Here is a 23,579-nt window from a genome sequence, read left to right as displayed (position 1 = left end):
ATATATGCGAAATCCCACTCCCCCAGGGAAATCGTGCGAACCAGTGACGCACGCAACGCGCCCATCGTCGGCGGCAAAAAGAAAACCCAACCCACCGGACGTCTGCGGACGCTTGACGTCAGTGGATTGGGAATTTACGGCAGTACGACAGCCTTACTTGCTACAGGACGTGCTGCAAGAAGTCCTTAAACCTCGACTCCTTCGGATGGTCGATGATCTCCGGTCCGCCCTGTTCGACGACCACGCCACCGTCCATGAAGACGATCTGGTCGGCGACCTCGCGCGCGAAGCCGATCTCATGGGTGACGACCACCATGGTCATGCCTTCCTTGGCGAGGTCGAGCATGACGTTGAGCACTTCGCCGACGAGTTCCGGATCGAGCGCGGATGTCGGTTCGTCGAACAGCATGATCTCCGGCTTCATGGCAAGCGCGCGGGCGATGGCCACGCGCTGCTGCTGGCCGCCGGACAGCTGTGCCGGATAGTAGTCGAGACGCTCCCCCATGCCGACGCGGTTCAGCTCCTGAATGGCGAGTTCGCGGGCTTCCTTCTTGTCCATGTGCTTGACGTGGACCGGAGCCTCCATGACGTTTTCAAGAGCCGTCATGTGCGGGAACAGGTTGAAGCGCTGGAACACCATGCCGAGTTTGGAACGCTGTTCGGCCACTTCCTTGTCGTTCAGGGTCTGCAGCACACGTTCGCCGCCTTTGTCGACGTACTTGTAGCCGATCATTTCGCCGTCGACGTCGATTTCGCCGCCGGTCAGGGTTTCCAGCTGGTTGATCAGACGCAGGAACGTGGATTTGCCGGAACCGGACGGTCCGAGAATCACGGTGACGGTGCCGGGCATGACGGTCATGTCGATGCCTTTGAGCACGTGCAGGTTGCCGAAGGCCTTGTGCACCTGGGTCGCCTTGACGGCGGGAACGATTTCGTTGGTTGTGATTTCGCTCATGGTCATTCCCCTCACGCGGTCATTCCCGCGAACGTGGCTTCGTTCTGCTTGTCGACGTCATCCTTGGGTTCGCCGAAGGTCTTGCCCGGTAGCGGCGTGCGCTTGCCGCGGGCTCCGGCGGGACGGGCGTCGAAGCCCTTGCCGAAGTGCTTTTCGAGTCGCGACTGGATGACCATCAGGATGGAGGTGATGACCAGATACCAGATGCACGCCACGATCAGCAGCGGAATCGGCTTGTACAGACGGGTCGCGATCGCCGTGGTGGCGAACTGCAGTTCCAGCGTGAACGGCACGGCGTTGACAAGCGACGTGGTCTTCAGCATGCCGATGAACTCGTTGCCGGTCGGCGGGATGATGATGCGCATGGCCTGCGGCAGCACGATGCGACGCATGATGAGCGTGCGCTTCATGCCGAGGGCCTTTGCGGCTTCCGTCTGCCCCGGATCGACGGCCTCGAGGCCGGCGCGCACGATTTCGGCCAGGTAGGCGGCTTCGTTCAGGGCCAAGCCCAGCCATGCGGCGTTGAACGCGGTGATGACAGACTGGGAGTCAATGCTCCAGAATTCGATTGAGGTGAACGGGATGCCCACGCCGATACGTGGCACCAGCACCGCGAACAGACCCCAGAAGACCAGCTGCGTGTACACAGGGGTTCCACGGAAGAACCAGATGTAGAACCAGCTCACGCCGCGCAGCACCGGGTTGATGGATTTGCGCATGACCGCCAGAATGACCGCCAGAATGATGGCGATGACCATCGAGATGACGGTCAGCAGCAGCGTGTACTTGATGCCTTCCAGTACGTTCTCGTTGAACAGGTATTTCCAGACCACATTCCATTCGAAACGCGGATTGGTGACCAAAGCCTGCACCAGCATCGCGGCGAAGAGCGCGACGATGATGGCCGCCACGATCGGACCCGTACGCTTGACGGGCAAGGCTTTAATGCGATTGGGAATATCGAGGCCGTCGCCGTCGACTTGTTTCTTCGCCATGATGCTGTTTCCTTTTTCTATCTATCTGATGAGATCAGTTGAGGTCGGTCGGATTGATCTCAGCCTTGTCGAGAGCGCCGGACTCGACGCCCCAATGCTTGAGGATCTTCATGTACGTGCCGTCATCCATCAGCTTCTGCACGGCCTTCTGCACGGCCTCGTCGAGCTGCTGGTCGCCCTTCTTGATGGCGATGCCCTGCTTGGCCACGCCTTCAACGTCGCCGAGGGCCTCAAGCTGGCCGTCGGTCTGGGAGATCGCGTAGCCGGCGACCGGCGAATCGGCGTAGAACACGTCGGCCTTACCGGTGGCCACTGCGGTGGCGGCTTCGGCCTGACGCTTGTAGGACATCACTTCGGCCTTCTTGTCGGCCTTGCAGCCCTTGGCGATCTTGTTGGCCTCGTCCTCCTGGACGGTGCCGGTCTGCACTGCGATCTTCGCGCCGCACATGTCGGAGGTGTCGAGCTTCTTCGGGTTGCCCTTCTGCACGGCCCACGTGGAGCCGGCGCGGTAGTAGCTCACGAAGTCGACGGACTGCAGACGCTCTTCGGTGATGGTCATGGCGGTGATGCCCAGATCGTACTTGGAGCCGATGGACGGGACGATGGTGTCGAACATGGAGGAGACGATCTTCGGCTTCAGGCCCAGCGTCTGGGCGATGGCCTTGGACATGTCCACATCGTAGCCGACCGGCGTCTTGCCGTCTTCGGCGTAGAATTCGGCCGGAGCATAGGACAGTTCCATGCCGACGGACAGCTCGCCGTCCTTGACGGTCTTCGCGGAGGCGGCCAGCTTGGCCAGCTCGTCATCCTTCTTGATGGTGCTCACATCGTAACCAACGGTGGTGTTCTTCGCCTTCGAGTCGCTTTTGGCGTCACCGGAATCCGTGGTGCCGCATGCGGCGACGGAGAACATCATGGCCGCGCTCAGCGCGAGAGCGGCAAACGATTTGAATTTCAACGACATAGTGGGTTCTCCTTCTATTCTCTTCCCATCCACTGAACGGTAATCGTCCATTTGCCAATCAGACGTCCAGTATTCCAAAGGCACACGATAAAACCGCAATGCTACGCCGACGTTAATCGGCAAAAAGCGTAGGGGCATCGATCTATATACGTCCGATGCCCCTACGCCCGCAGCGTCAGTGCGCCGATCAGCCCAAATCGGTCGGGTTGATCTCGGCCTTGTCGACGGCGCCGGATTCGACGCCCCAATGCTTGAGGATCTTCATGTACGTGCCGTCATCCATCAGCTTCTGCATGGCCGCCTGCACCGCCTTGGCCGTGTCGGAATCACCCTTCTTGATGGCCACGGCCTCCTTGGTCACGCCGACGTCCTCACCGAGGGCCTCAAGCTGGTCGTCGGTCTGGGAGATCGCATAACCCGCGACCGGCGAATCGGCGTAGAACACGTCGGCCTTGCCGGTGACGACGTTGGTGGTCACATCGGTCTGCAGCTTGTTGGACAGGATCTGGATGTCAAGCTTGTTGTCCGCCTTGCACTGTTCGGCGCCCTTGTTGACTTCCTCCTCCTGTGTGGTGCCGGTCTGCACCGCGATCTTCAATCCGCACAGGTCGGACGTGTCGATCTTGCCTGGGTTGCCCTTCTTGACCACCCACGTGGAACCGGCCTTGAACATGCTGACGAAGTCGACGGCCTTCATGCGTTCCGGGGTAATGGTGAACGACGAGACGCCGATATCGTACTTCGAACCGATTGATGGAATGATCGAATCGAAATTCGACGTCTGCGGATCCGCCTCGAGGCCGAACGTTTTCGCTAACGCCTTGACGATGTCCACGTCGAAGCCGACCGGCGTCTTGCCGTCCGCGGCCAGGAACTCGGCCGGCGCGTACGACGTATCCATGCCGACGGTCAGCTTGCCGTCCTTGGTGACGGAGGACGGCAGCATCTTGGCGATCTTCTCGTCCTTCTTCACGCCGGACACGTCGTAACCGGTGGTCGACGACGAATTCGAATCGACGGAAGCTTGGGAATCCGTTTTGTCGGAGGTTCCGCAGGCTCCCATCGAGACGACCATCGCCGCGCTCAACGCGAGCGCCGCCCAACCTTTCAGGTTCCTCATCATGGCAAGTCCTCTCTTCAACCCAGCCAAATCAACCAGCCAAACGTGGCTATGGCATAACCTAAGAGCGGATTGCTACGAGCGTATTAACGGACGCAAAAGTTCCGAAACATTCACTCGTTGGTGCCGGGGGTGTTGATCTCCGGCTTGCTGATGGCACCGTCCTGAACACCCCAGTACTTGAGGATCTTCATGTAGGTGCCGTCGTCGATGAGCTTCTGCAGGGCCTTCTGCAGGGCCTCGTCCATCTGCTGGTCGCCCTTCTTGACGACGATGCCTTCCGGGGCGATGCCTTCGGTCTTGCCAAGCGTTTCGAGTTCGCCGTCGGTCTGCGCGATCGCGTAGCCGGCGACCGGCGAATCGGCGTAGAACACGTCGGCCTTGCCGGTGACGACGTTGGTGGTCACATCGGTCTGCAACTTGCTGGAGATAACGTCCATCTCCGCCTTGCCATCGGCCTTGCATTGCTTGGCCATCTTGTTGGCGGCGGTCTCCTGCATGGTGGCGGTCTGCACGGCCACCTTCTTGCCGCACAGATCGGACGTGTCGACCTTGTTCGGGTTGCCCTTCTTCACGGCCCATGCGGAGCCGGCGTTGAAGTGGCTGACGAAGTCGACCGCCTCGAGGCGTTCCTTGGTGACGGTGAACGACGAGATGCCGATGTCGTACTTGGCGCCGACGGCCGGAATAATCGAATCGAAGTTCGCGGTTTCCGGATCGGCCTCAAGACCGAACACTCCGGCCAGCGCCTTGGCGATGTCCACGTCGAAGCCGACCGGCGTCTTGCCGTCCGCGGCCAGGAATTCGGCCGGCGCGTACGACGTATCCATGCCGATGGTGAGCTTGCCGTCCTTGTTCACATAATCCGGCAGCATTTTGGCGATCGCGTCGTCCTTCTTCACGCCGGAAACATCGTAACCGGTCAGTTCGCTGGACTTCGAACTGGATTTCGACGCCGAGGCGTCGCTGTCGTCGCTGGTGCCGCATGCCGCGCCGGTGGCGAGCATGGCCACGCTCAACATGAACGCGGCGGCGGTTTTCAGGGCTTTTCCTGCTTGCATGTTCCCTCTCCTATGGATTCATATCGGCCTGTTCAGCCGAACCGTATCCTAGCGTAAAGAGGGTGTGTTACAAAAATTTTCCTGAATCGGCGTTCTTTCACTATGTGAAACCGGAATTTTTCCGATTTATCGCACCTGCTTGTTGGCGTATCGCATGGCTCGCAGCGCCTCACGCTTGTCCTGCTCCTCGCGAAGCGACTGGCGCTTGTCGAATTCCTTCTTGCCTCGGGCGAGCGCGATCTCGACCTTGACGCGGCCGTCTTTGAAATACAGGCTCAGCGGAATGATGGTGAATCCCTTGGCCTGGGTTTGGCGGGCCAGCTTGTCGATCTGCGCCGCATGCAGCAGCAGCTTGCGCTTGCGCTTGGGTGCGTGGTTGTTCCACGTGCCGTTGAGATATTCGGGAATGTTGGCTCCCTCAAGCCACATCTCCCCACGACGGTCGATGGTGATGAACGATTCGGCCAGCGACGCCCGTCCTTCACGAAGCGACTTCACTTCGGTGCCGGTCAACACGAGACCGGCCTCATACTTGTCTTCGATGGCGTAGTCGTGACGCGCCTTCTTGTTCTGCGCGATCGGTTTGGTTCCCTGTTCCTTGGCCATGTCGGACCTCCTTCCCGGTTCTTTCGATCAGTGTATGCAACGCGACTCCGTCGACCATATCACGAAAGCGCGTCGCCCGACGATGCGGACGGCGCGCTTGCCGTGGTTTCATGTCTGGAACGGAACCGTCAGTAGTGGACGTACTGGTAGGCTCCGGCGTTGGAGATCGTTTCCCAAGCCGGGAACGTCGCGAAGCCAGTGCCGCCTTCGGAGATCAGAACCGAACCGTCGGCGTTCACGCGTTCCACGACGGCCACGTGGCCGTACTGCCAGTCGGCGGTCCAATGTCCGCCTACGCTTTGGCCGCGCGCGAACACCATCGCCGCGCCGACATGCGGGGTGTTGTTCACCAGGTATCCGAGTCCACGAGCGGTATTGGCCCAATCGGCGCCGTTGCCCATGTAGGAGCCGACCGGAAGGCTCAGCTGGGAACGCCTCAGGTATGCCCACAGCGTGCACTGGCGGGACGGATACGCGGCACCGCCGACCGTGTTGCCGGTGTTGTGTCCGTAGCAGTATCCGGAACCGGCCGGGCAATTGCCGGGCACCGCATAGTTCATGCCGCCGGCGCCGCCGGAATTGTTGTTATTGGGCGTCGGAGCCGGCGCAGGTGCAGGCGCGGGAGCGGGATTGTAGTTCGTGTTGTTGTTCGGACGCGACTGCTGCTGGTTGTTATTGGGGTTGACAGCGGCGTTGTTGGAATTGTTGTACTGGTTGTTCCATGAATCGATCTGCGATTTCATGGCGACGATGTCCGCCGCTTCCTTGGCGCTCTGCGTTGTCAGCTGGCTCTTCTGCGATTCGAGCTTCTCACGTTTCACCGTGCCCTCGTCACGCAGCTTCTGCAGGGCGGTCTGCTTGGCGCTGGCCTCGCTTGCCGCCTGCTGGGCGCTTGCCGCCTGCTGGTCGGCCTGCTCCTTGAGCTGAGTGATCTTCTGTTCGATGGCGCCCAGACGGTCCTTACGGTTCATCGACGTGTTCAGCTCGTTCGCCGCGTCGGTTGCCGCGTTGGATTCGCTTCGCGTGACCGCGGCCTGCGACTGCATCTTGTTGACGAAATCGTCGGCGGTCGTCGAATCGGTGACAAAATCCAGCACATCCGACGTACTGGAGCCGTGGAAGCTTTCGCGGGCGAGCTGCGCGACGGCGGCCTTGGCGTCATCATAGTCGGAGCCGGTCTGTTTGATCTGCTCCTCAAGGTTCGCCTTGTCCTGCTGGGCCGCTTGCAACCGCTGCGTGGTCGCTTCCGCCAGGCTCTGCGCCTGTTCTGCCGCCTGCTGGGCAGATTCCGCGGCCTCGACCGCCGCAGGAATCTGGTTGTCGTTCAAATCGGCCAACTGCAGAATCGTGTCGGCGAGATCGCTGCTCACGCCGACAAGCTGCGACTTCAGCTTGGCGTGGTTCGACACCTTCGCCTGGTATTCCGACATGCTCACGGCATGCGCCTGCGGAGCCGGCGCGACGACGACCGCGACGCCGCCGGCGCAGAACATAGCCGAAGCAAGCATCAGTCCAACGATGGGCCGCACCTGTCTCGTCATTTTCCTAGACATGTATTCCCTTCCCGAAATCCACCTATTTCGACATTGTATCCAGCAAACTTCAAATATGCTGAACATCTCGTTCAGCACTCCGCCGGTTTATGCCTTCAGGTACTTCCTCAGCGAGATGCTGGACGCGACGATCGACAGCACGACGGCTCCCACCACAAGGGCCGGTGCAAGCAGCCATACCGTCTTCTGGTTGATCAGAGGCATCCACTGCACGCTCTTCGACAGCCAATCCGTGATGAACAGCTTCACCATGGCGCTCAACGTTCCGCAGGCGAGCAGCGAACCAATCAGCGACGCAAACACGCCTTCCAACACGAACGGCAGGCGGATGGTCCAGTTCGAGGCTCCCACCAGTCGCATGATCTCGGTCTCGTTCTTACGCGAGGCGGCACTCATGCGAATCGTCGTGCCGGTCAGCATGATGGCCACCAGGATCATCACGCCGGCGAGCGCCACGGTGACCGCCGTCGCACGGTTCAGCACCGAGAAGACCGGGTCGAAGATCTTGCGTTGATCCTGCACTTCCTCGACACCGGTGCGGCCGCTCAACACTTCGGATACCACTTGGTATTTGGTCGGGTCCTTCAGTTTCAGACGCAGCGACCCCTGCATGTCGGCGGCGGTGAGCACGCGTCCTTGGTATTCGCCGTTCGGATACTGCTTGAGGAAGGTGTTCTTGTAGAAGTCCTCACGGCTCACATATGTGATTTTGGAGACGATGTTGCCGGCTTCCTCGTTGATCACGTTCTCCAGATCGACGATCTCCTGGTTGGAAGGCGCCTTGCCCGACGAGCAGGACGCCGCCTGGCTGGCACCGTCCGGGCACAGCCATACGACCACTTCGACCTTGTCGTACCATTCGCCCTTCGCGGCGGTGATCTGTGCCTGCATCAGGCCGGATACGCCGATGAACAGGAAGGAGATGAATGTGACCAGCATGACGGAGATGATCATTGAAACATTGCGCTTGAGGCTGTTCCATGTTTCGGAAAGGATGAAACGAAAACGCATCAGTCGTGCTCCTTGGTGTCCTCAGGGTTTTCATCGGACGGTGCCGGCGGGACGGGCGGTTCGGGCGGTGTCGGAGGCTCGGTTTGGGTCGGTGGAACGGGCGGTGCAGGCGGAGCGGACAGCGCCGATGCTTCGTCGGCACCAGTCTCGGAGGCATCATTTTCAGCGGAGGTCTTGGCCTGTTCGTTCCGTTCGGTTTGCTCGGCCTGTTCCTGGTCGGCCATCTGTTCGAGGCTCAGTCCCTTGCCCCAGGTCAAGGTGGTCTCCACTGACGCGAAGGCCTCGCCGTAACGGCCGGTGCGTCCGGAATGCACGGATTTGGCAAGACGGGCGATGCCGTCGTTCCCCTGTCCGTCATGGACGGCAGCGGCGACCACATCCACGGCGTTCACCACGGTTTCGGCGCGCGTCGCGCCTTCCACGTCGACGGTGTCGTCAGGAGCGTTCGTTGAATCGATGGCGTTCTGTCGACGGTATTTCGCGTTCGGGTCGGAAGTGCCCAATGCCTGGTGCGATTTCGACTCGACTTCGGCATCCGGGAAATACAGCGCGGAATCGTAGGATCCCTGCTGCTCGTCGCGCACAATCTTGCCGGTGTGCAATTCGACCACGCGTTTGCGCATGGAGTTGACGATCTCTTCGTTGTGTGTGGCCATGACGATGGTGGTGCCGGTACGGTTGATGGCGTCCAACACTTCCATGATGCCCAGCGATGTGGTCGGGTCGAGGTTGCCCGTAGGCTCGTCGGCGAGCAGGATCTGAGGATGGTTCACATACGCCCTTGCGATGGCGACGCGTTGCGCTTCGCCGCCGGACAGCTCATGGGGGTAGTTGTTTTCCTTGCCCGTGAGCCCCACCGTCTGCAGTACTTTGGGCACCAGCGATTTGATGGTGGAACGGCTTGTGCCGATCACTTCAAGTGCGAAGGCGACGTTCTCCCATACCGTCTTGTTGTTGAGCAGCTTGTAATCCTGGAAGATAAAGCCGATCTGCCGGCGATAATGCGGCACCTGCCGTGCGGACAGGCGTCGCAGATCGTTGCCGGCGACGCGGATCTCGCCATCCGTGGCTTCCTCCTCGCGAAGCAGCAGGCTCAGCAAGGTGGTCTTGCCGGAACCGGACGCGCCCACAAGAAAGACGAAATCACCTCGATCGATGTCAAGACTGATGTCATCCAATGCGGGACGCGTGCCCTTTGGATAGACTTTGCTCACATGTTCAAGCGAGATCAGCGCCATCGTGTTTTCCCTCCGCCTATCGCTTAGGCTTCTTGTTCCTCGGCTGCCGCGCGACGCTGTTCGTGACGCCAGCGGATGCCGGCTTCGATGAACTCGTCGATGTCGCCGTCGAAGACAGCCTGGGTCTGCGAGGTCTCATACCCCGTGCGCAGGTCCTTGACCATCTGGTACGGATGCAGCACATACGAGCGCATCTGGTCGCCCCAGCTGGCCTTGATGTCTCCGGCGAGCTCCTTCTTCTTCTTGGCTTCCTCCTCGTGGCGCAGCACCAGCAGTCGGGACTGCAGCACGGCCATGGCGGCGGCGCGGTTCTGAATCTGAGAGCGTTCGTCCTGCATGGTCACCACGATGCCGGTCGGGATGTGGGTGATGCGCACCGCGGAATACGTGGTGTTCACGCCCTGTCCGCCAGGACCGGACGAGCAGTAGGTGTCGACGCGGATTTCGGAATCCGGCACGTCGATGTGATCGGTCGCTTCGACCAGCGGAACCACTTCCACGGCGGCGAAGCTGGTCTGACGGCGGCCCTGGTTGTCGAACGGGGAGATACGCACCAGACGGTGGGTGCCACCCTCCACGCTCAGTCGCCCGTATGCATACGGGGCGTCCACCTGGAACGTGGCCGACTTGATGCCGGCTTCTTCCGCGTAGGAGGTGTCCATGACCTTGGCCTTGTATCCGTTGCGTTCCGCCCAACGCAGGTACATGCGCAGCAGCATCTGCGCGAAATCGGCCGCATCCACGCCGCCGGCGCCGGAACGGATCGTCACCACGGCGGAACGTTCGTCGTATTCGCCGTCAAGCAGCGTCTGGATCTCCATATCGTCGAGATCCTTTTGGATGCTTTCGACTTCGGCCTTCGCCTCGGCCAACGTGTCGGCGTCCTCTTCCTCCTGGCCAAGCTCGACCAGGGTCTCCACGTCCTCGATGCGCTGGTCGGCGGATGCCAGACGCTTGAGCTGCGACTGCACCGCGGACAGCTTGCTGGTCACTTTCTGTGCGTTTTCCGGATCGTCCCACAATCCGGGTTCGGCCGCTTTCACTTCAAGGTCCTTGGCCTCGGCGGTCAGTCGATCGACGTCGAGGGCCTTGGAAATGGACTCGTATTTGGCGCGCGCTTCGCTGATCGCCTCGGAGTAATCAAATTCTGCCATCGTTTACACCATACATTTCTATTACGTTCCTGACTATTCTGACATGGAGCCGTCCACGGCTCCCGCACAATCCATAAGGTTTTTCCACGTGCCCACATCCATTTCCCACATGGACGGACCGCGAACCTGTCCGCACGCATACGGGAAACCGGGGCCCGTTTCGGATCATACGGGCCCGAAGGCGTCAAAGCCCCGCGTAGATCGCAGGAATGACCAGACTCAGCAGCATCGCCGCGGCGATGACGATGCACACCGTGCGCACCATGGTGCGGCGACGGCGTTCTCGCTGCTCGCGTTCGTCCCTGTAGTCACTCATACGCGCCACTATACCGGCTCGCCCCTACTTAGCGTTTCTTGCGAAACGCCTCGAAAATCACTTGTGGTAAGGTTCTCCGGCGTTGATTTTGTATGCGCGATAGATCTGCTCCAGCAGAATCACCCGCATCAGCTGGTGCGGGAACGTCATTTTGGAAAAGCTCAGCAGGTAGTCGGCTCGTTTGAGGATCGCGGGGTCGAGTCCCAATGAGCCGCCGATGATGAGCTGGATATGGCTGGTGCCGTGGAGTCCGAGGTCGTTGATTTTCGCGGCGAGCTGTTCGCTGGTGAGCTGCTTGCCTTCGATGGCGAGGGCGATGACGAACGCATCGTCACGAATATGTTTGGCGATGCGTTCGCCCTCTTTGGCCTTGATCTGCCGTTCGAGTCCGTCGCTGGCATGCTCCGGTGTCTTCTCGTCGGCCACTTCGACGATGCCGAGCTTGCAATACCGGCCCAGTCGTTTCGAATATTCCGCGATGGCGTCGCGCAGATACTTCTCTTTGACCTTGCCGACGGTGATCAGTGTGATTTTCACGAGTTTCCTCTTGCGGAGAGCGCGGATGACGCTCTCCGCCATTCCGTTTTCAGTTCTTGTGGAGTTTCTCGTTGAGCTCGATGCCGGTCTTGCGGTAGCGCGCCTCGATGCGGCCGGACACGGAGTTGCGGATGAACAGGATGTTGTCCTTGCCGGACAGTTCGGCGCCCTTGACGGTTTCGAGCGGTTCGCCGGCGGCGACCTTGGCCTTGTCGTAGATGGTGACCTTGGTGCCGGCGGTGACGTACAGGCCCGCTTCGACCACGCAGTTGTCTCCCAGGGAGATGCCGATGCCGGCGTTCGCGCCGAGCAGGGAGTGCTCGCCGATGGAGTTCTTGAGCTTGCCGCCGCCGGACAGGGTGCCCATGATGGACGCGCCGCCGCCGATGTCGGAGCCGTTGCCGACCACGACGCCTTGCGAGACGCGGCCTTCGACCATGGAGACGCCGAGGGTGCCCGCATTGAAGTTCACGAAGCCGGCGTGCATGACGGTGGTGCCTTCGGACAGGTGCGCGCCCAGTCGCACGCGGTCGGCGTCGCCGATGCGCACGCCGGTCGGCACGACGTAGTCGACCATGCGGGGGAACTTGTCAATCGACAGCACGTTCACATCGACGTGCGGCGCCAACACGGCTCCGGACTGTCGGGTGGCGGCCATCACGTCAAGCTTGCGCAAAGCGAAATCATCGACGGCGAACGGACCGTAGTTGGTCCACACCACGTTGTTGAGCTTGGCGAAAATGCCGTCGAGATTCAACGTGTTCGGCTTGGCCAGACGCATGCTCAGCAGGTGCAGACGCAGATAGGCGTCGGCGGCGTCCTCGATCGGCTCGTCCAGCTTGGACACGGTGAACACGGGCATGCGGCGCACGCCACGCGCGTCGGCCTCGTCATGCGCGATGGCGCCGAAGTTGTGATTCGGACGCGAGGTTTCAGCCGGAGCCTCGCCCAACGTGAGTTCCGGATACCACACGTCAAGGGTGTTGCCGGCCGCATCGATGCTTGCCAGACCCCAACCCCATGCGGTGCGCTGTTCAGTCATGTGTACGCTCCTTTGACCATGCCGGAGCCGTAGACCGGTTCCAGCGATTCGTTAGGTTCTTTCGTTCCTTGAAACACTGTAGCGGCAAGCCATGGCAGGCGCATGCGCACGTCCGAAACCGGAGCCGCGTGTCAATATCGTTCAGTGGCGCTGGTCCATCGGCACGTAATCGCGTTCCGTGTAGCCGGTGTACACCTGGCGCGGACGGCCGATCTTCGTGTTCGGGTCGGCGAGCATCTCACGGTACTGCGCGATCCAGCCGGGGATGCGGCCCAACGCGAACAGCGTGGTGAACATGGACGGATCGAAGCCGATCGCACGGTAGATCAGTCCCGTGTAGAAGTCGACGTTCGGATACAGATGACGAGACACGAAGTAATCGTCGCTCAATGCGATCTGCTCCAGTTCGGTGGCCACGTCGAACAGCGCGCGCTCGTCCGCCGGCAGCTTCAGCGTGTCGGTGCGTTCCATGATCTTCTGCAGATAGGTCTTGGCGATCGCCGCGCGCGGATCGTACGACTTGTACACGCGGTGGCCGAGGCCGGAGATGCGACGCCCGTTGGCCTTCGCGTCCTCCACGAATTCCTTGACGGTTTTGCCGGAGTCGCGGATGGCCTTGAGCTGGCGGAGCACCGCCTCGTTGGCGCCGCCGTGCAGCGGGCCGGACAGCGCGTTGATGCCGGCCGCGACCGCGGAATACAGGTTGGCGTGCGCCGAACCGGCGATGCGCACCACGGACGTGGAGCAGTTCTGCTCGTGGTCGGCATGGATGATGAGCAGACGGCCAAGCGCGTGCACATACAGAGGATCGGATTCGAACGGCTCATACGGCACGGCGAAGCACATGCGCAGGAAATCGTCGACATAGCCACGCGAGTAGTCCGGGTACAGCATCGGCTCATCGCGACGGCGGCGGAAGATGTAGCTGACGATGGTGCGCGCCTTGGCCATGATGATGGTCGCCGCTTCGTCCAGCTGGTCGGAATCGTTGATGTCCGTGGTGTCCGGGTAGAACGTGGCGAGCGCGTTGACCGCGGACGCCATCACACTCATCGGATGCGCGGTGCGCGGGAAGGAGCCCATGAACGTACGGAAGTCCTCCCCCACCATCGTGCGGTGGTTGATGTCGGAGATGAAACGGTCGTACTGGTCCTTGTTCGGCAGTTCGCCGTGACGCAGCAGCCAAGCGACTTCAAGGAAGTCGGACTGCTCGCACAGCTGCTCGATCGGATAGCCGCGATAGCGCAGAATCGAGTTCTTGCCGTCGATGTACGTGATTTTCGATTCGCATTGCGCGGTGGTGAGGAAACCGGGGTCGAGTGTGACCCAGCCATCATTGCGCAGCGTGGACACCACGATGCCGTCCGCGCCCGCCGTGGCTTCGACCACCGGCAGGGTGAAGTCCTTGGATTCCACACTCAGATTGGCTGTGGCCATACTCGTTCGCTCCTTACCAGTTCAAAAAGTACCGCCCACTATATGGCATGCGCGTTTCGATATGTGGGTTCCGTCTCAAAACGGGCATGAAAAAACGGGCTGTGCGTAATCGCACAAGCCCGTTTTCATAAGGTTTTGGACTAGTCGCGGACGGTGAGGATCACCGGACCGTTTTCGGTGATGGCGATGGTGTGCTCGCTGTGTGCGCCACGGGAGCCGTCCTCGCTCTTCAGCGTCCAGCCGTCCTTCGGATCCTGGTAGATCTCGTCGGTGGTCTTGAGGAACCACGGTTCGATGGCGATGACCAGGCCCGGACGCAGCTTGTAGCCGTGATGCGCCTTGCCGTCGTTCGGCACGTGCGGATCGCCGTGCATGATATGGCCGACGCCGTGTCCGCCGAACTCCAGGTTGATCGGGTAGCCGTATTCGCGTGCCACGTCGCCGACGGCGCAGGAGACGTCGCCCAGACGATTGCCCGGCTGAGCGGCTTCGATGCCGGCCGCCAAAGCCTCTTCGGTGCACTTGATCAGGCACAGGTCGTCGGGATGCTGCGTGCCGACGCAGAAGCTGATGGCGGAATCCGCGACCCATCCGTCGACGTTGATCGCCAGATCGAGGCTGACCAGATCGCCGTCCTTCAGGTTGTAGTCGTACGGAACGCCGTGCAGCACGGCGTCGTTCACGGACGTGCAGATGTAGTGCGCGAACGGACCGGTGCCGAAATCAGGCGCATAGTCGACGTAGCAGGACGAGGCGCCCTTGCGGTCCACGATGCGCTTGTGGACGAATTCGTCGATTTCCAACAGATTGGTGCCGACCTTGGTGAATTCCTTCAGGTCGCGCAGGATGCCGCCGACGAAGCGGCCTGCGGGCTTCATCGCTTCAATCTCTTTAGGGGTTTTCAGTTCGATCATGCCTTCAACCCTACTTCGCGGGCCATACACCGGCGAACGATGTTCTCCTTTCTGTATTCCACCTTGCGTTCCACCCGAATATTCGATTCGAATACACGATGTTGTCACCAAAGATGGATAGTGTGAAGCCATGAACAACACTTCGAATTCTTTGGTTTCGGGTATCGATCCGGCATCGTTCTCCGCCGTGACCGGCCCGTCTCAGGACTTGTTCCGCTTCGTCAACGGCCCGTGGGTCGACATGTACCGTCTTCCCGACGACCGTTCCCGGTATGGTTCCTTCGACAAGCTCGCCGAGGATGCGGAAAACCAGATCCGCGACATCCTTGAAGAGGATGATTGCCCAGCCGTCAAGTCGCGCGCTTTGTACCATAGTTTCCTTGACGTCGATGCCATCGACGCGGCCGGACTCGCCGCCATCGAAGACCAGTTGGCTTCCATCGACGAGGCCGAAGACAAGGCCGCGCTCACCCGCGCGCTTGGCGCCATGAACCCGACCGGCGGTCCAGACCTGATCGGCATCGCCGTTTACGGAGATCCGGGAGCGCCGGAGACCAATGTCGTGCACATCGAACAGGACGGTTTGGATCTGCCGGACGAGGCCTACTACAGGGAAGACCATTACGCGCCAATCCGTGAGGCGTATGTCGAGATGGTCGCCAAGCAGCTGAAGAACGCGCATCTTGCGGCCGATGACGAGGATGCCCATGCGCAGGCCAAGCGTTTCCTTGACGTGGAGACGCGCATCGCGGCGAACCATTGGGACAACGTGTCCACGCGCGATTCGGTGAAGACCTATAACCCGACGGATTACGCCGACCTGTGCGCCATGCTCGCCGATGTTGACCTGGACGCTTGGATCGACGCCTGGCAGAACGCTTACGACGCGACCACCGCGGCTGCCGTGCAGCCGTTGGATTTCCGCGGCTGTTTCAGCCACACGATCGTGCATGAGCCAAGCTTCCTCACCGGACTCAACGCGTTCTGGAAGGAAGCGTCGCTGGATGATCTCAAGCTGTGGGCCCGCGTGCATGTGGTGATCGGCTCCACATTGGAGCTTCCCCACGAATTCGACGAAACGAATTTCGACTTCTACGGCAAGACGCTGTCCGGGCAGAAGGAGCAGCGTGTGCGTTGGAAGCGTGGCGTCTCGCTGGTCAACGGCATCTGCGGCGAGGATGTCGGCCGCGAATACGTGAAGCGTCACTTCCCCGAAACCTCCAAGCAGCGTATGGAGCAGCTGGTCGGCAATCTCATCGACGCCTACCGTGTGTCCATCTCCAATTCCACTTGGCTTGGCGACGAGACCAAGGCCAAGGCATTGGAGAAGCTGTCCAAGTTCGTGCCGAAGATCGGCTACACGAACCATTGGCGTGACTATTCCGCGCTGGATGTGCGCGAGGACGCCGGCTTCGTCCAGAACATGCGTGCCGCGAACCTGTATGAGACCGGCTACCAGCTGGCCAAGGTGGGCAAGGCCGTCGACAAGGACGAATGGCTGATGAATCCGCAGACGGTGAACGCCTACTATGAGCCGTCCATGAACGTGATCGTGTTCCCGGCCGCCATTTTGCAGCCGCCGTTCTTCAACCCGGATGCCGAGGATGCCGCGAACTACGGCGGCATCGGCGCGGTGATCGGCCATGAGATCGGCCACGGTTTCGACGACCAGGGCTCGCAATACGACGGCGACGGCAAACTCAACGACTGGTGGACCGAAGAGGACAAGGCCAATTTCAAGGCGCTCACCCAGAAGCTCATCGACCAGTACAACGAGTTCGTGCCGACGCAGCTCGCCGAAAAGTATTCGGATGACCCGTCGAAGGCCCCTCATGTGAACGGCGCGTTGACCATCGGCGAGAACATCGGCGATTTGAGCGGTGTGAACATCGCTCTCAAGGCCTATGCGTTCGCTCTCGATGAAGCGGCCGGCCGCGGCAAGGATGGTTCCACGGAAGCCATCGAAGCCGCGCTTGCCGATGCTCCTGAAATCGACGGCTTCACCGGCCTGCAGCGTTTCTTCCTGAGCTACGCTTCGATTTGGCGCACTAAGAATCGCGACGAGTTGGCGGAGCAGTATCTGCAGATCGACCCGCACTCCCCCGCCGAATGCCGTACGAACGGCATCGCCCGTAATGTGGACCTGTTCCACAAGGCGTTTGGCGTGCAGCCCGGCGACGGCATGTGGCTCGCACCGGAGCAACGCGTGCGCATCTGGTAACAGGCCATGCCAGCGATCGCATAAGCGTCAGGCAATCGTCAGAAGCCATCGCCGCCGAATTCCTCACGTAGGGGTTCGGCGGCGTTGCTATCCGTACCGGCCTGCGAGCCGCCTTGCTCGTCAACGCCGGAACTCTGCCCGTCCATCGCATTGACTGAAGTTTCGCCCCGCTGTTGGGCGGCTTGCACATATGGATCACGTCCTAAAGCCTGTCCAGGCTGCGCGTCTTGCTGGCCGGAATCGTTTTTCTTGGCGAGTTTGCGGAAGGTGGAGACACCGTAGCTCAAATCATGCCCCGCCGCATTCGCTTCCATGACGAGTTTCGACTGTTGCTTGCCGTTCTGGTCCACCCAGCTTTCCGCCGCCAGCACGCCGGTCACGATGACCGGTTCGCCTTTTTTGAACGATTGGCAGATGCTTTCGGAAAGGCCTCGATATGCCTTCACCGTGATCCATGTGGTGGGCAGGTCCTTCCACTGTTGCGTTCGGCCATCGAAATAATGTCTGGTGCTGGCCAGCCGGAATGAGCTGGCATGCGGCATGCCTTCCCGATTGAATTGCGTGGGCTGGCCGCCCACATATCCCGTGATGGTGAGGAGACCCTGCTGCTGCGCCATGTTCGGCCCTTTCTGTTTGACGAATGATGGACCGCGGAAAGCGCCGTTGACGGCACGGAAGCGACAGGCAGTGAGGTGGATTTATGGTGAGAGAGGGTAAACTGCATGCCCTTCCCGCATCTTCACGTTTCCGCGGTAAGACCACTATCGCCGAACGTTCCATCCGTCTGCAAGCCCAACCGGAGAATGTGGATAACTTGAGATCGTCGGGCGAGTCGTGGATTGTCGGTGGATAATTTCGACTTATCCACCGACATCCACAATCCTCATGTGCGTGAGATGCGCACGGTATTCCCCATGAAAAACAAAAAACGGAAGACCACCTGCTTGATGGTCTTCCGTTGCCGTATGTCGTTCGTCGGATCAAACCGACGCGCTACGGATTGCCGTATGTCACTTGAGCAGTGCAGCGACGCGGTCCGCGATCGCCTGCGCGGCGTCCGCGACCGGCACCGCTTCGGCGTTCTCACCGTTGCGGTCGCGCACTTCGATGGTGCCGTTGTTGACGGTGTCGCGGCCGGCGACGGCGATGATCGGCACGCCGATGAGTTCGGCGTCCTTGAACTTGACGCCCGGAGACACCTTCTTGCGGTCGTCGAAGATGACTTCGATGCCCTTGGCCTCAAGCTCACCGATCAGCTGTTCTGCGGCTTCGAACGCGGCCGCATCCTTGCCGGTGGCCACGACGTGCACCTGTGCCGGCGCGATGACTGCCGGCCACGCCAGACCCTTCTCGTCGTGATGGGTTTCGGCGATGCAGGCCATCACACGGGAGACGCCGATGCCGTAGGAGCCCATCCACACCGGAACGGTCTTGCCGTTCTGGTCGAGCACCTTCAGGCCGAGCGCGTTGGAATACTTGAGGCCCAGCTGGAACACCTGGCCGATTTCCACGCCGCGCTCGAAGCTCAGCGGGCCGGAACCGTCCGGGCTCATGTCGCCATGACGTACCTGCACGGCTTCGACGGTGCCGTCAGCCTCGAAATCGCGGCCGTACACCAAATCGTAGTAATCCACGTCCTGCTCGTCGGCGCCGGTGAACCATGCGGAACCGCGTGCCACGTGCGCGTCGATCAGGTAGCGCAGCGCGTCACCGGTCTCGGACGCGTTCTCGGCCTTCTTTCCGTCGCGCGCCTGCGGGCCAAGCGCCATCGGTCCGATGTAGCCCTTGACGAGTTCCGGATGCTTCTTCAGATCCTCGTCGGTGGCTTCCTCGATCTCGGCCGGGGTGAACTGCGCCTCAAGACGCTTCATGTCGACGGTACGGTCGCCCGGAACGCCTACGACCACGAGCTCGCGCCACGGCTCGTCGTGGTCTTCGTCCTGCGGATGCATGACGGCGATGACGACGTTCTTCAGAATGTCGGAGGCCTGCCAATCGCGGCCGTCGGAACGAGGATGGTTGGCGTTGGCGAATTCGACCATCTTGTCGATGGTGGCCGCGTCCGGGGTCGGGCGCTTTTCGGCTGCCGGCGTTGCGGTAAAGTCGATGGCTTCCGGTTCCGGAGTGGTCAGCGCCTCGACGTTCCAGGCCTTGCCGGACGGCGACTGGGCGAAGGTGTCCTCGCCGATCTCCATCGGAGCCAGGAACTCCTCGGATTCGAAGCCGCCCATCGGGCCGGCCATGGCGTGCACCGGCACGTACTTCAGGTCGAGACGGTTGAAGATGCGCTCGTATGCGCCGCGCTCGTCCATGTATGCCTTGACGAGGCCTTCCTTGTCGAGGGTGAAGGAGTAGGCGTCCTTCATGATGAACTCGCGGCCGCGGATCAGGCCGGCGCGCGGACGGAACTCGTCGCGGTACTTGGTCTGGATCTGGTAGAGGGTCACCGGCAGGTCCTTGTAGGAGGAGTACAGGTCCTTGACCAGCAGGGTGAACATTTCCTCATGGGTCGGGGCCAGCAGGTAGTCGGCCTCGTGGCGGTCCTTCAGACGGAAGATGTTGTCGCCGTATTCCTCCCAGCGGTGGGTGGCCTCATACGGCTCGCGCGGCAGCAGTCCGGAGAAGTGGACTTCCTGGGCGTCGATGGACGCCATCTCCTCGCGGATGATGTTCTCGATCTTGTTCAGGACATTGAGGCCCAGCGGCAGCCAGGTCCAGATGCCCGGAGCGGCCTTGCGCAGGTAGCAGGCGCGCTGCAGCAGCTTGTCCGACACGACGTCGGCATCGGCGGGGTCCTCGCGCAGGGTGCGCAGGAACATGGTAGACATACGAAGTGCTTTGGTCATACGTTCCAAATTACTCAGGTAAGCCGACTTGGATGCGCCACACGTCCTCGAATCGCACACCAATACGCGAAAAACGTTATTTATAGAGTTATAAATAAGTCTAAAGCCGTTTCTATGATACTGGAATCAGCACCATATCGCTTCATAAGGAAAGGACGCAGCATGCGTCACGTCACCGCGCACATTTCGATTTGGAACAAACTCGGCCGGATCGGCATCATCTGCTATTTCGTCTTCGCGGCGGCAGCGCCGGAAGTGCTGACCGAAGGCAACCAATGGATCGGCCTGTGCCTGGCCGTATTGTGCGTCACGTTGATTTCCCTGCCATGGAAGAAGCCGTTCAATGCGATTGCGCTGGCCGGCATGGTGATATGGATCATCGTCACGCGGGCGATTCCAGGTCTTGAGTTCCTGCAGCGCAACCCGCTTTGGTTGCTCGTCGGACTGGCCTGCGTGATCGCCAGCTGTTGGGACCCCGATTCGGAAAGCGTCGAGGACGAAGTTGAGCTCGACCCGGATCTTGCGCGTTCCCTGCAGGCGATGGGCTGATATTTAGCAGCGGGTCAGAACAGCACGTCCTGCGCGAATTCGTCATCCTCACCGGCCGGTTGCGGCATGCGGGCGCGGAATGCTCCGACACCGTCGGAGGCAAGCGTATCGACGGCCTGCGCCGACTCCAATCGCAATTGTCCATCAAGACGGACCGCGTCCGGTGAGACCAGGAACATGCGCTCGTTGACGCCTTGCAGATACAGGCCGTCGAGCCCTTCCACTCGCGACAGCGCCACGTATCCCATGCCCGGCGCGAATGTGCGCCGCAAATCCATGACGGCACGATCGAGCGTCATGCCTTGCGATTTGTGGATGGTGATCGCCCACGCGCAGCGCAACGGCACCTGTTTGACCGTGGCGAGCACGGTATCGCCGTCCTGCATCTGCCAGGAATTCGGCTTCATGGTGACGATGTTGCCGTTTTCGAATTCGACGATCGGCCAGCCGCCCTGCGATTGCGTGGTGAATCCACGCACGGTGCCGAGCGACCCGTTGACGTACTGGTGGTCGGTGTCGTTGCGCACCGCCATCACGGCCGCGCCCGTTTTGAGGTACAAGCGTTCGGGAGCGAGCATGTTCTTTTTGAGCCGTTCCACCAGATTCGCCGCGCCCTCGGATTCGGCGAGGTATTCGTGCGGCTCCTCCTTGATTTCGAACAGGCGCAGGTCATTAAGCGCGTCGGCCTGCCTGTTGACGGGGAACAGGTTCACCGCCTGCTGCCCGGGTTCCGGAATGGCCCCCAACCGGGTCAGCAGCACATTGCGGTCGCCATCGTCCACCGCGCCTTCGCGAATGTCGGTCAGCACGTTCAACAGCTGGCCGTCATCCTGACGATGCTGTTCGGTCAGATAGCAGACAACGGGGTTCAATTCGCGCCATACCAACGATTCGGTGACGAAACCTTCGGGATTGAGTCCGGCGCGCATGTACCGTTCGCGACTGGCCAGATATTCGGCGGACGGCGCGATCAGGTCGTTGTTGCGTCCCGATACCGAAACCGGCGGCAGCTGGAAAAAATCGCCGGACAACACCACCTGCAGCCCGCCGAACGGACGTTCGTCGCGGCGGATGATGCGGCAGATCCGGTCAACCATGTCGAACAGCCACGCGTGCAGCATGGAGACCTCGTCGATGATGAGGATGTCGGCTTCCTGCAGCTTGCGTTTGCGGCGTGTGCGAACGGTTTTGACCAGATTGTCGGTCAATGCCGTGGCCAAGCCGATGCCGCTCCAGGAATGGATGGTGGTGCCGTTGATATGCGTGGCAGCGATGCCCGTGGATGCGGTGACGGCCACGGATGCGCCGTCGGCACGCGCCTGCCGTATGAATTCGTTGAGCACGTAGGTTTTGCCGGCACCGGGCGCGCCCGTCAGGAACACGCTTGCGCCGGAACCCAGAATCGCAAGCGCCTCGGATTGCCTCATTACGCCACCTTCTTTACGTCACCGCGCCCCATGCAACGAAATCGTCAGGCAACCAGCCTGTCCACAACCTTGAGCACACCGTGCTCGACGTTCGACGGTGCGATGTAGCGCGCGGCGGCCTTCAAATCGGGGTGTGCGTTGCCCATGGCGAACGACCAGTCGCCCGCCTCAAGCATGAGCAGATCGTTGAGGTAGTCGCCGAACACCGCCGTCTGCGCGGGTGTGACGCCGAGCACGCGCTGCAACGCCTCGACGCCCTGCTTTTTGTCGGTTTCGATGTTCATGATGTCCACCCACAGTTTGCCGGAGACGACCACCTGGTAGTCCGCGCGCAGATGTGTGAGCTTTTCGTTGGTGAATCGTTCGGAGCCGTCAAGGTCGAGGATCGCGAGTTTCAGAACGATTTCGGCGTCGCCGTCAGGGGTGTAGGCGGACGGTTCCTGCGCGAAGTCGAGCACTTCGTGCAGATCGTCCACGATGCTCAGCGCCGCGTAGTATTTGCCGACTTCATCGAGGAACGGCTTGTCGGAACGCTGCACGTATGCCGATTTAAGGCCACACACCACCAGTCCCACGTTATGCTCGCCGGAGGCAGCGGCGTCGTCGACCAGGTCGATGACGTGACTCGTGACGTCCAAATCGACGCCATGCACTTCCACGACTTTGCCGTCGAGCGCCACCACATTGCCGTTTTCCGCGATATAGGACAGTTCTCCCCCGTCGAGAATCTCCGCGGCTTTGTCGGCGAACATGTTGCGCAGCGTGGCGTATTGGCGTCCGGACGCGGGCACGAATTCGACGCCACGGCGTTTGAGCCGGGCGAGCATGGGCCAGAATCCGTCGGGGATTCGGCTTCGTTCGTCAAGTAACGTGCCGTCCATGTCGGCGACCACAAGGCGGATATCCTGCGGTTGGCCGATGGTGGTCCAATCAGCTGCGGTCATGCGGTTCCTCTCGCTGGAGTCGTGCTGTCAGTCCTTGTTGAGCAGGCTGGTTTCCTGGATTTCAGAGGCGATGGCCTTCGCCTCCGCTTCGCTCGGACCGGGCACCGGGGCCATGAACGCCTTGCGGTAGTAACGCAGTTCGTCGAGCGATTCGATGATGTCGGCGAGCGCGCGGTGGCCGCCGTTCTTCGGCGGACGGTTGAGGTAGACGGCCGGATACCAGCGGCGGGCGAGTTCCTTGAAGGTGCTCACGTCGATGGTGCGGTAGTGCAGGTTCTCCATGAGTTCCGGCATGTAGTGGTCAAGGAACTTCTTGTCGGAGCCGATGGTGTTGCCGGCGAGCAGCGGCTTGACGCCGGCCGGAGTGAATTTCCTGACGTATTCGATGACCTTGGCTTGCGCTTCGTCGAGGCTCAGACCGTGTTCCCATTCGTTGATCAGGCCGGAACGGGTGTGCATGGCGCGCACGAAGTCATTCATGTGGTCGACAGCCTTCTGACTGGGCTTGATCACATAGTCGACACCTTCGTCGAGCACGTTCAGGTCGAAGTCGGTCGGCACCACGGAAACCTCGACGAGCTCGTCGCCGCCGAAGATATCTAGGCCGGTCATCTCGCAGTCGATCCAGATCAGACGTGAGCCTTCGGACGTGTATGTTTCGCCATCGTGTGCATCTACCATCGTTGCCT

The 23,579-nt window shown here is 60.8% G+C and carries 22 protein-coding genes; 2 read left to right on the top strand and 20 right to left on the bottom strand.

What is annotated here, in order from left to right:
• Positions 1 to 160 precede the first annotated feature (160 nt).
• The 15 genes from BAD_RS02505 to map form a co-directional block, all read right to left on the bottom strand.
• Positions 161 to 955, bottom strand: a complete 795-nt coding sequence (locus BAD_RS02505) for an amino acid ABC transporter ATP-binding protein (RefSeq protein WP_021913646.1) — start codon at positions 953 to 955, stop codon at positions 161 to 163.
• A gap of 11 nt (positions 956 to 966) precedes the next feature.
• The gene (locus BAD_RS02500) at positions 967 to 1,950 is read right to left on the bottom strand and encodes an amino acid ABC transporter permease (RefSeq protein WP_003808439.1); all 984 of its coding nucleotides are present in this window, start codon (positions 1,948 to 1,950) and stop codon (positions 967 to 969) included.
• 34 nt (positions 1,951 to 1,984) lie between these two features.
• Positions 1,985 to 2,914: an ABC transporter substrate-binding protein gene (locus tag BAD_RS02495; protein ID WP_033499228.1), complete on the bottom strand. Its 930-nt coding sequence runs from the start codon at positions 2,912 to 2,914 to the stop codon at positions 1,985 to 1,987.
• A gap of 187 nt (positions 2,915 to 3,101) precedes the next feature.
• Positions 3,102 to 4,037, bottom strand: coding sequence for an ABC transporter substrate-binding protein (locus BAD_RS02490; RefSeq protein WP_011742923.1), 936 nt, complete (start codon positions 4,035 to 4,037; stop codon positions 3,102 to 3,104).
• 110 nt (positions 4,038 to 4,147) lie between these two features.
• Complete coding sequence (locus BAD_RS02485; protein WP_011742922.1) at positions 4,148 to 5,095, bottom strand: ABC transporter substrate-binding protein; 948 nt, start codon at positions 5,093 to 5,095, stop codon at positions 4,148 to 4,150.
• A 126-nt stretch (positions 5,096 to 5,221) separates the two neighbouring features.
• Positions 5,222 to 5,701: an SsrA-binding protein SmpB gene (gene smpB / locus BAD_RS02480; protein ID WP_003808431.1), complete on the bottom strand. Its 480-nt coding sequence runs from the start codon at positions 5,699 to 5,701 to the stop codon at positions 5,222 to 5,224.
• Between the two features lie 128 nt (positions 5,702 to 5,829).
• Positions 5,830 to 7,254, bottom strand: coding sequence for a CHAP domain-containing protein (locus tag BAD_RS02475; protein WP_172458545.1), 1,425 nt, complete (start codon positions 7,252 to 7,254; stop codon positions 5,830 to 5,832).
• 87 nt (positions 7,255 to 7,341) lie between these two features.
• Positions 7,342 to 8,265, bottom strand: a complete 924-nt coding sequence (gene ftsX / locus BAD_RS02470; RefSeq protein ID WP_003808425.1) for a permease-like cell division protein FtsX — start codon at positions 8,263 to 8,265, stop codon at positions 7,342 to 7,344.
• Positions 8,265 to 9,503, bottom strand: a complete 1,239-nt coding sequence (gene ftsE, locus BAD_RS02465; RefSeq protein ID WP_003808422.1) for a cell division ATP-binding protein FtsE — start codon at positions 9,501 to 9,503, stop codon at positions 8,265 to 8,267. The genes ftsX and ftsE overlap by 1 nt, the downstream gene beginning before the upstream one ends.
• Before the next feature lie 23 nt (positions 9,504 to 9,526).
• Complete coding sequence (gene prfB / locus BAD_RS02460) at positions 9,527 to 10,657, bottom strand: peptide chain release factor 2 (protein ID WP_003808420.1); 1,131 nt, start codon at positions 10,655 to 10,657, stop codon at positions 9,527 to 9,529.
• Between the two features lie 184 nt (positions 10,658 to 10,841).
• Positions 10,842 to 10,973 carry a hypothetical protein gene (locus BAD_RS09355; RefSeq protein ID WP_003808418.1) on the bottom strand — a complete coding sequence of 44 codons (132 nt, stop codon included), beginning with the start codon at positions 10,971 to 10,973 and terminating at the stop codon, positions 10,842 to 10,844.
• A gap of 57 nt (positions 10,974 to 11,030) precedes the next feature.
• Positions 11,031 to 11,510, bottom strand: a complete 480-nt coding sequence (gene rlmH / locus BAD_RS02455) for a 23S rRNA (pseudouridine(1915)-N(3))-methyltransferase RlmH (RefSeq protein ID WP_033499393.1) — start codon at positions 11,508 to 11,510, stop codon at positions 11,031 to 11,033.
• A gap of 49 nt (positions 11,511 to 11,559) precedes the next feature.
• Entirely contained in the window at positions 11,560 to 12,552 is a 993-nt protein-coding gene (gene dapD, locus BAD_RS02450; protein WP_003808416.1) for a 2,3,4,5-tetrahydropyridine-2,6-dicarboxylate N-succinyltransferase, read from the bottom strand.
• 141 nt (positions 12,553 to 12,693) lie between these two features.
• Positions 12,694 to 13,989, bottom strand: coding sequence for a citrate synthase (locus BAD_RS02445; protein WP_011742919.1), 1,296 nt, complete (start codon positions 13,987 to 13,989; stop codon positions 12,694 to 12,696).
• Between the two features lie 140 nt (positions 13,990 to 14,129).
• A complete protein-coding gene (gene map, locus BAD_RS02440; RefSeq protein WP_011742918.1) occupies positions 14,130 to 14,903 on the bottom strand; it encodes a type I methionyl aminopeptidase in 774 nt (257 codons plus the stop codon).
• A gap of 130 nt (positions 14,904 to 15,033) precedes the next feature.
• Here map and BAD_RS02435 point away from each other — a divergent pair, with 130 nt between their 5' ends.
• Positions 15,034 to 17,124, top strand: a complete 2,091-nt coding sequence (locus tag BAD_RS02435) for a M13 family metallopeptidase (protein ID WP_011742917.1) — start codon at positions 15,034 to 15,036, stop codon at positions 17,122 to 17,124.
• A gap of 38 nt (positions 17,125 to 17,162) precedes the next feature.
• On the opposite strand, the gene BAD_RS02430 is transcribed toward BAD_RS02435, so the two are convergent.
• Together BAD_RS02430 and BAD_RS02425 are read right to left on the bottom strand one after the other, a co-directional pair.
• The gene (locus tag BAD_RS02430) at positions 17,163 to 17,741 is read right to left on the bottom strand and encodes a single-stranded DNA-binding protein (protein WP_011742916.1); all 579 of its coding nucleotides are present in this window, start codon (positions 17,739 to 17,741) and stop codon (positions 17,163 to 17,165) included.
• Positions 17,742 to 18,134: 393 nt separating this feature from the next.
• A complete protein-coding gene (locus BAD_RS02425; RefSeq protein WP_003808405.1) occupies positions 18,135 to 19,970 on the bottom strand; it encodes a proline--tRNA ligase in 1,836 nt (611 codons plus the stop codon).
• A 162-nt stretch (positions 19,971 to 20,132) separates the two neighbouring features.
• On the opposite strand from BAD_RS02425, the gene BAD_RS02420 reads away from it, so the two are divergent.
• Complete coding sequence (locus tag BAD_RS02420) at positions 20,133 to 20,519, top strand: hypothetical protein (protein WP_041777263.1); 387 nt, start codon at positions 20,133 to 20,135, stop codon at positions 20,517 to 20,519.
• A 14-nt stretch (positions 20,520 to 20,533) separates the two neighbouring features.
• On the opposite strand, the gene BAD_RS02415 is transcribed toward BAD_RS02420, so the two are convergent.
• From BAD_RS02415 to orn, 3 genes are read right to left on the bottom strand one after another with little or no spacing between them, the layout of a single operon-like run.
• Entirely contained in the window at positions 20,534 to 21,946 is a 1,413-nt protein-coding gene (locus BAD_RS02415) for a PIF1 family DEAD/DEAH box helicase (protein ID WP_011742914.1), read from the bottom strand.
• Between the two features lie 44 nt (positions 21,947 to 21,990).
• Positions 21,991 to 22,890 (bottom strand): Cof-type HAD-IIB family hydrolase, encoded by a 900-nt coding sequence (locus tag BAD_RS02410; protein WP_011742913.1) that lies wholly within the window; start codon positions 22,888 to 22,890, stop codon positions 21,991 to 21,993.
• A gap of 27 nt (positions 22,891 to 22,917) precedes the next feature.
• Positions 22,918 to 23,571, bottom strand: a complete 654-nt coding sequence (gene orn / locus BAD_RS02405) for an oligoribonuclease (protein WP_003808399.1) — start codon at positions 23,569 to 23,571, stop codon at positions 22,918 to 22,920.
• Between the last annotated feature and the right edge of the window lie 8 nt (positions 23,572 to 23,579).

Source organism: Bifidobacterium adolescentis ATCC 15703, from assembly GCF_000010425.1.
Classification (GTDB): Bacteria; Actinomycetota; Actinomycetes; order Actinomycetales; family Bifidobacteriaceae; genus Bifidobacterium; species Bifidobacterium adolescentis.
The sequence above is the reverse complement of the archived record's forward strand: the minus strand, read 5'-3'. Positions and strand labels throughout refer to the sequence as shown.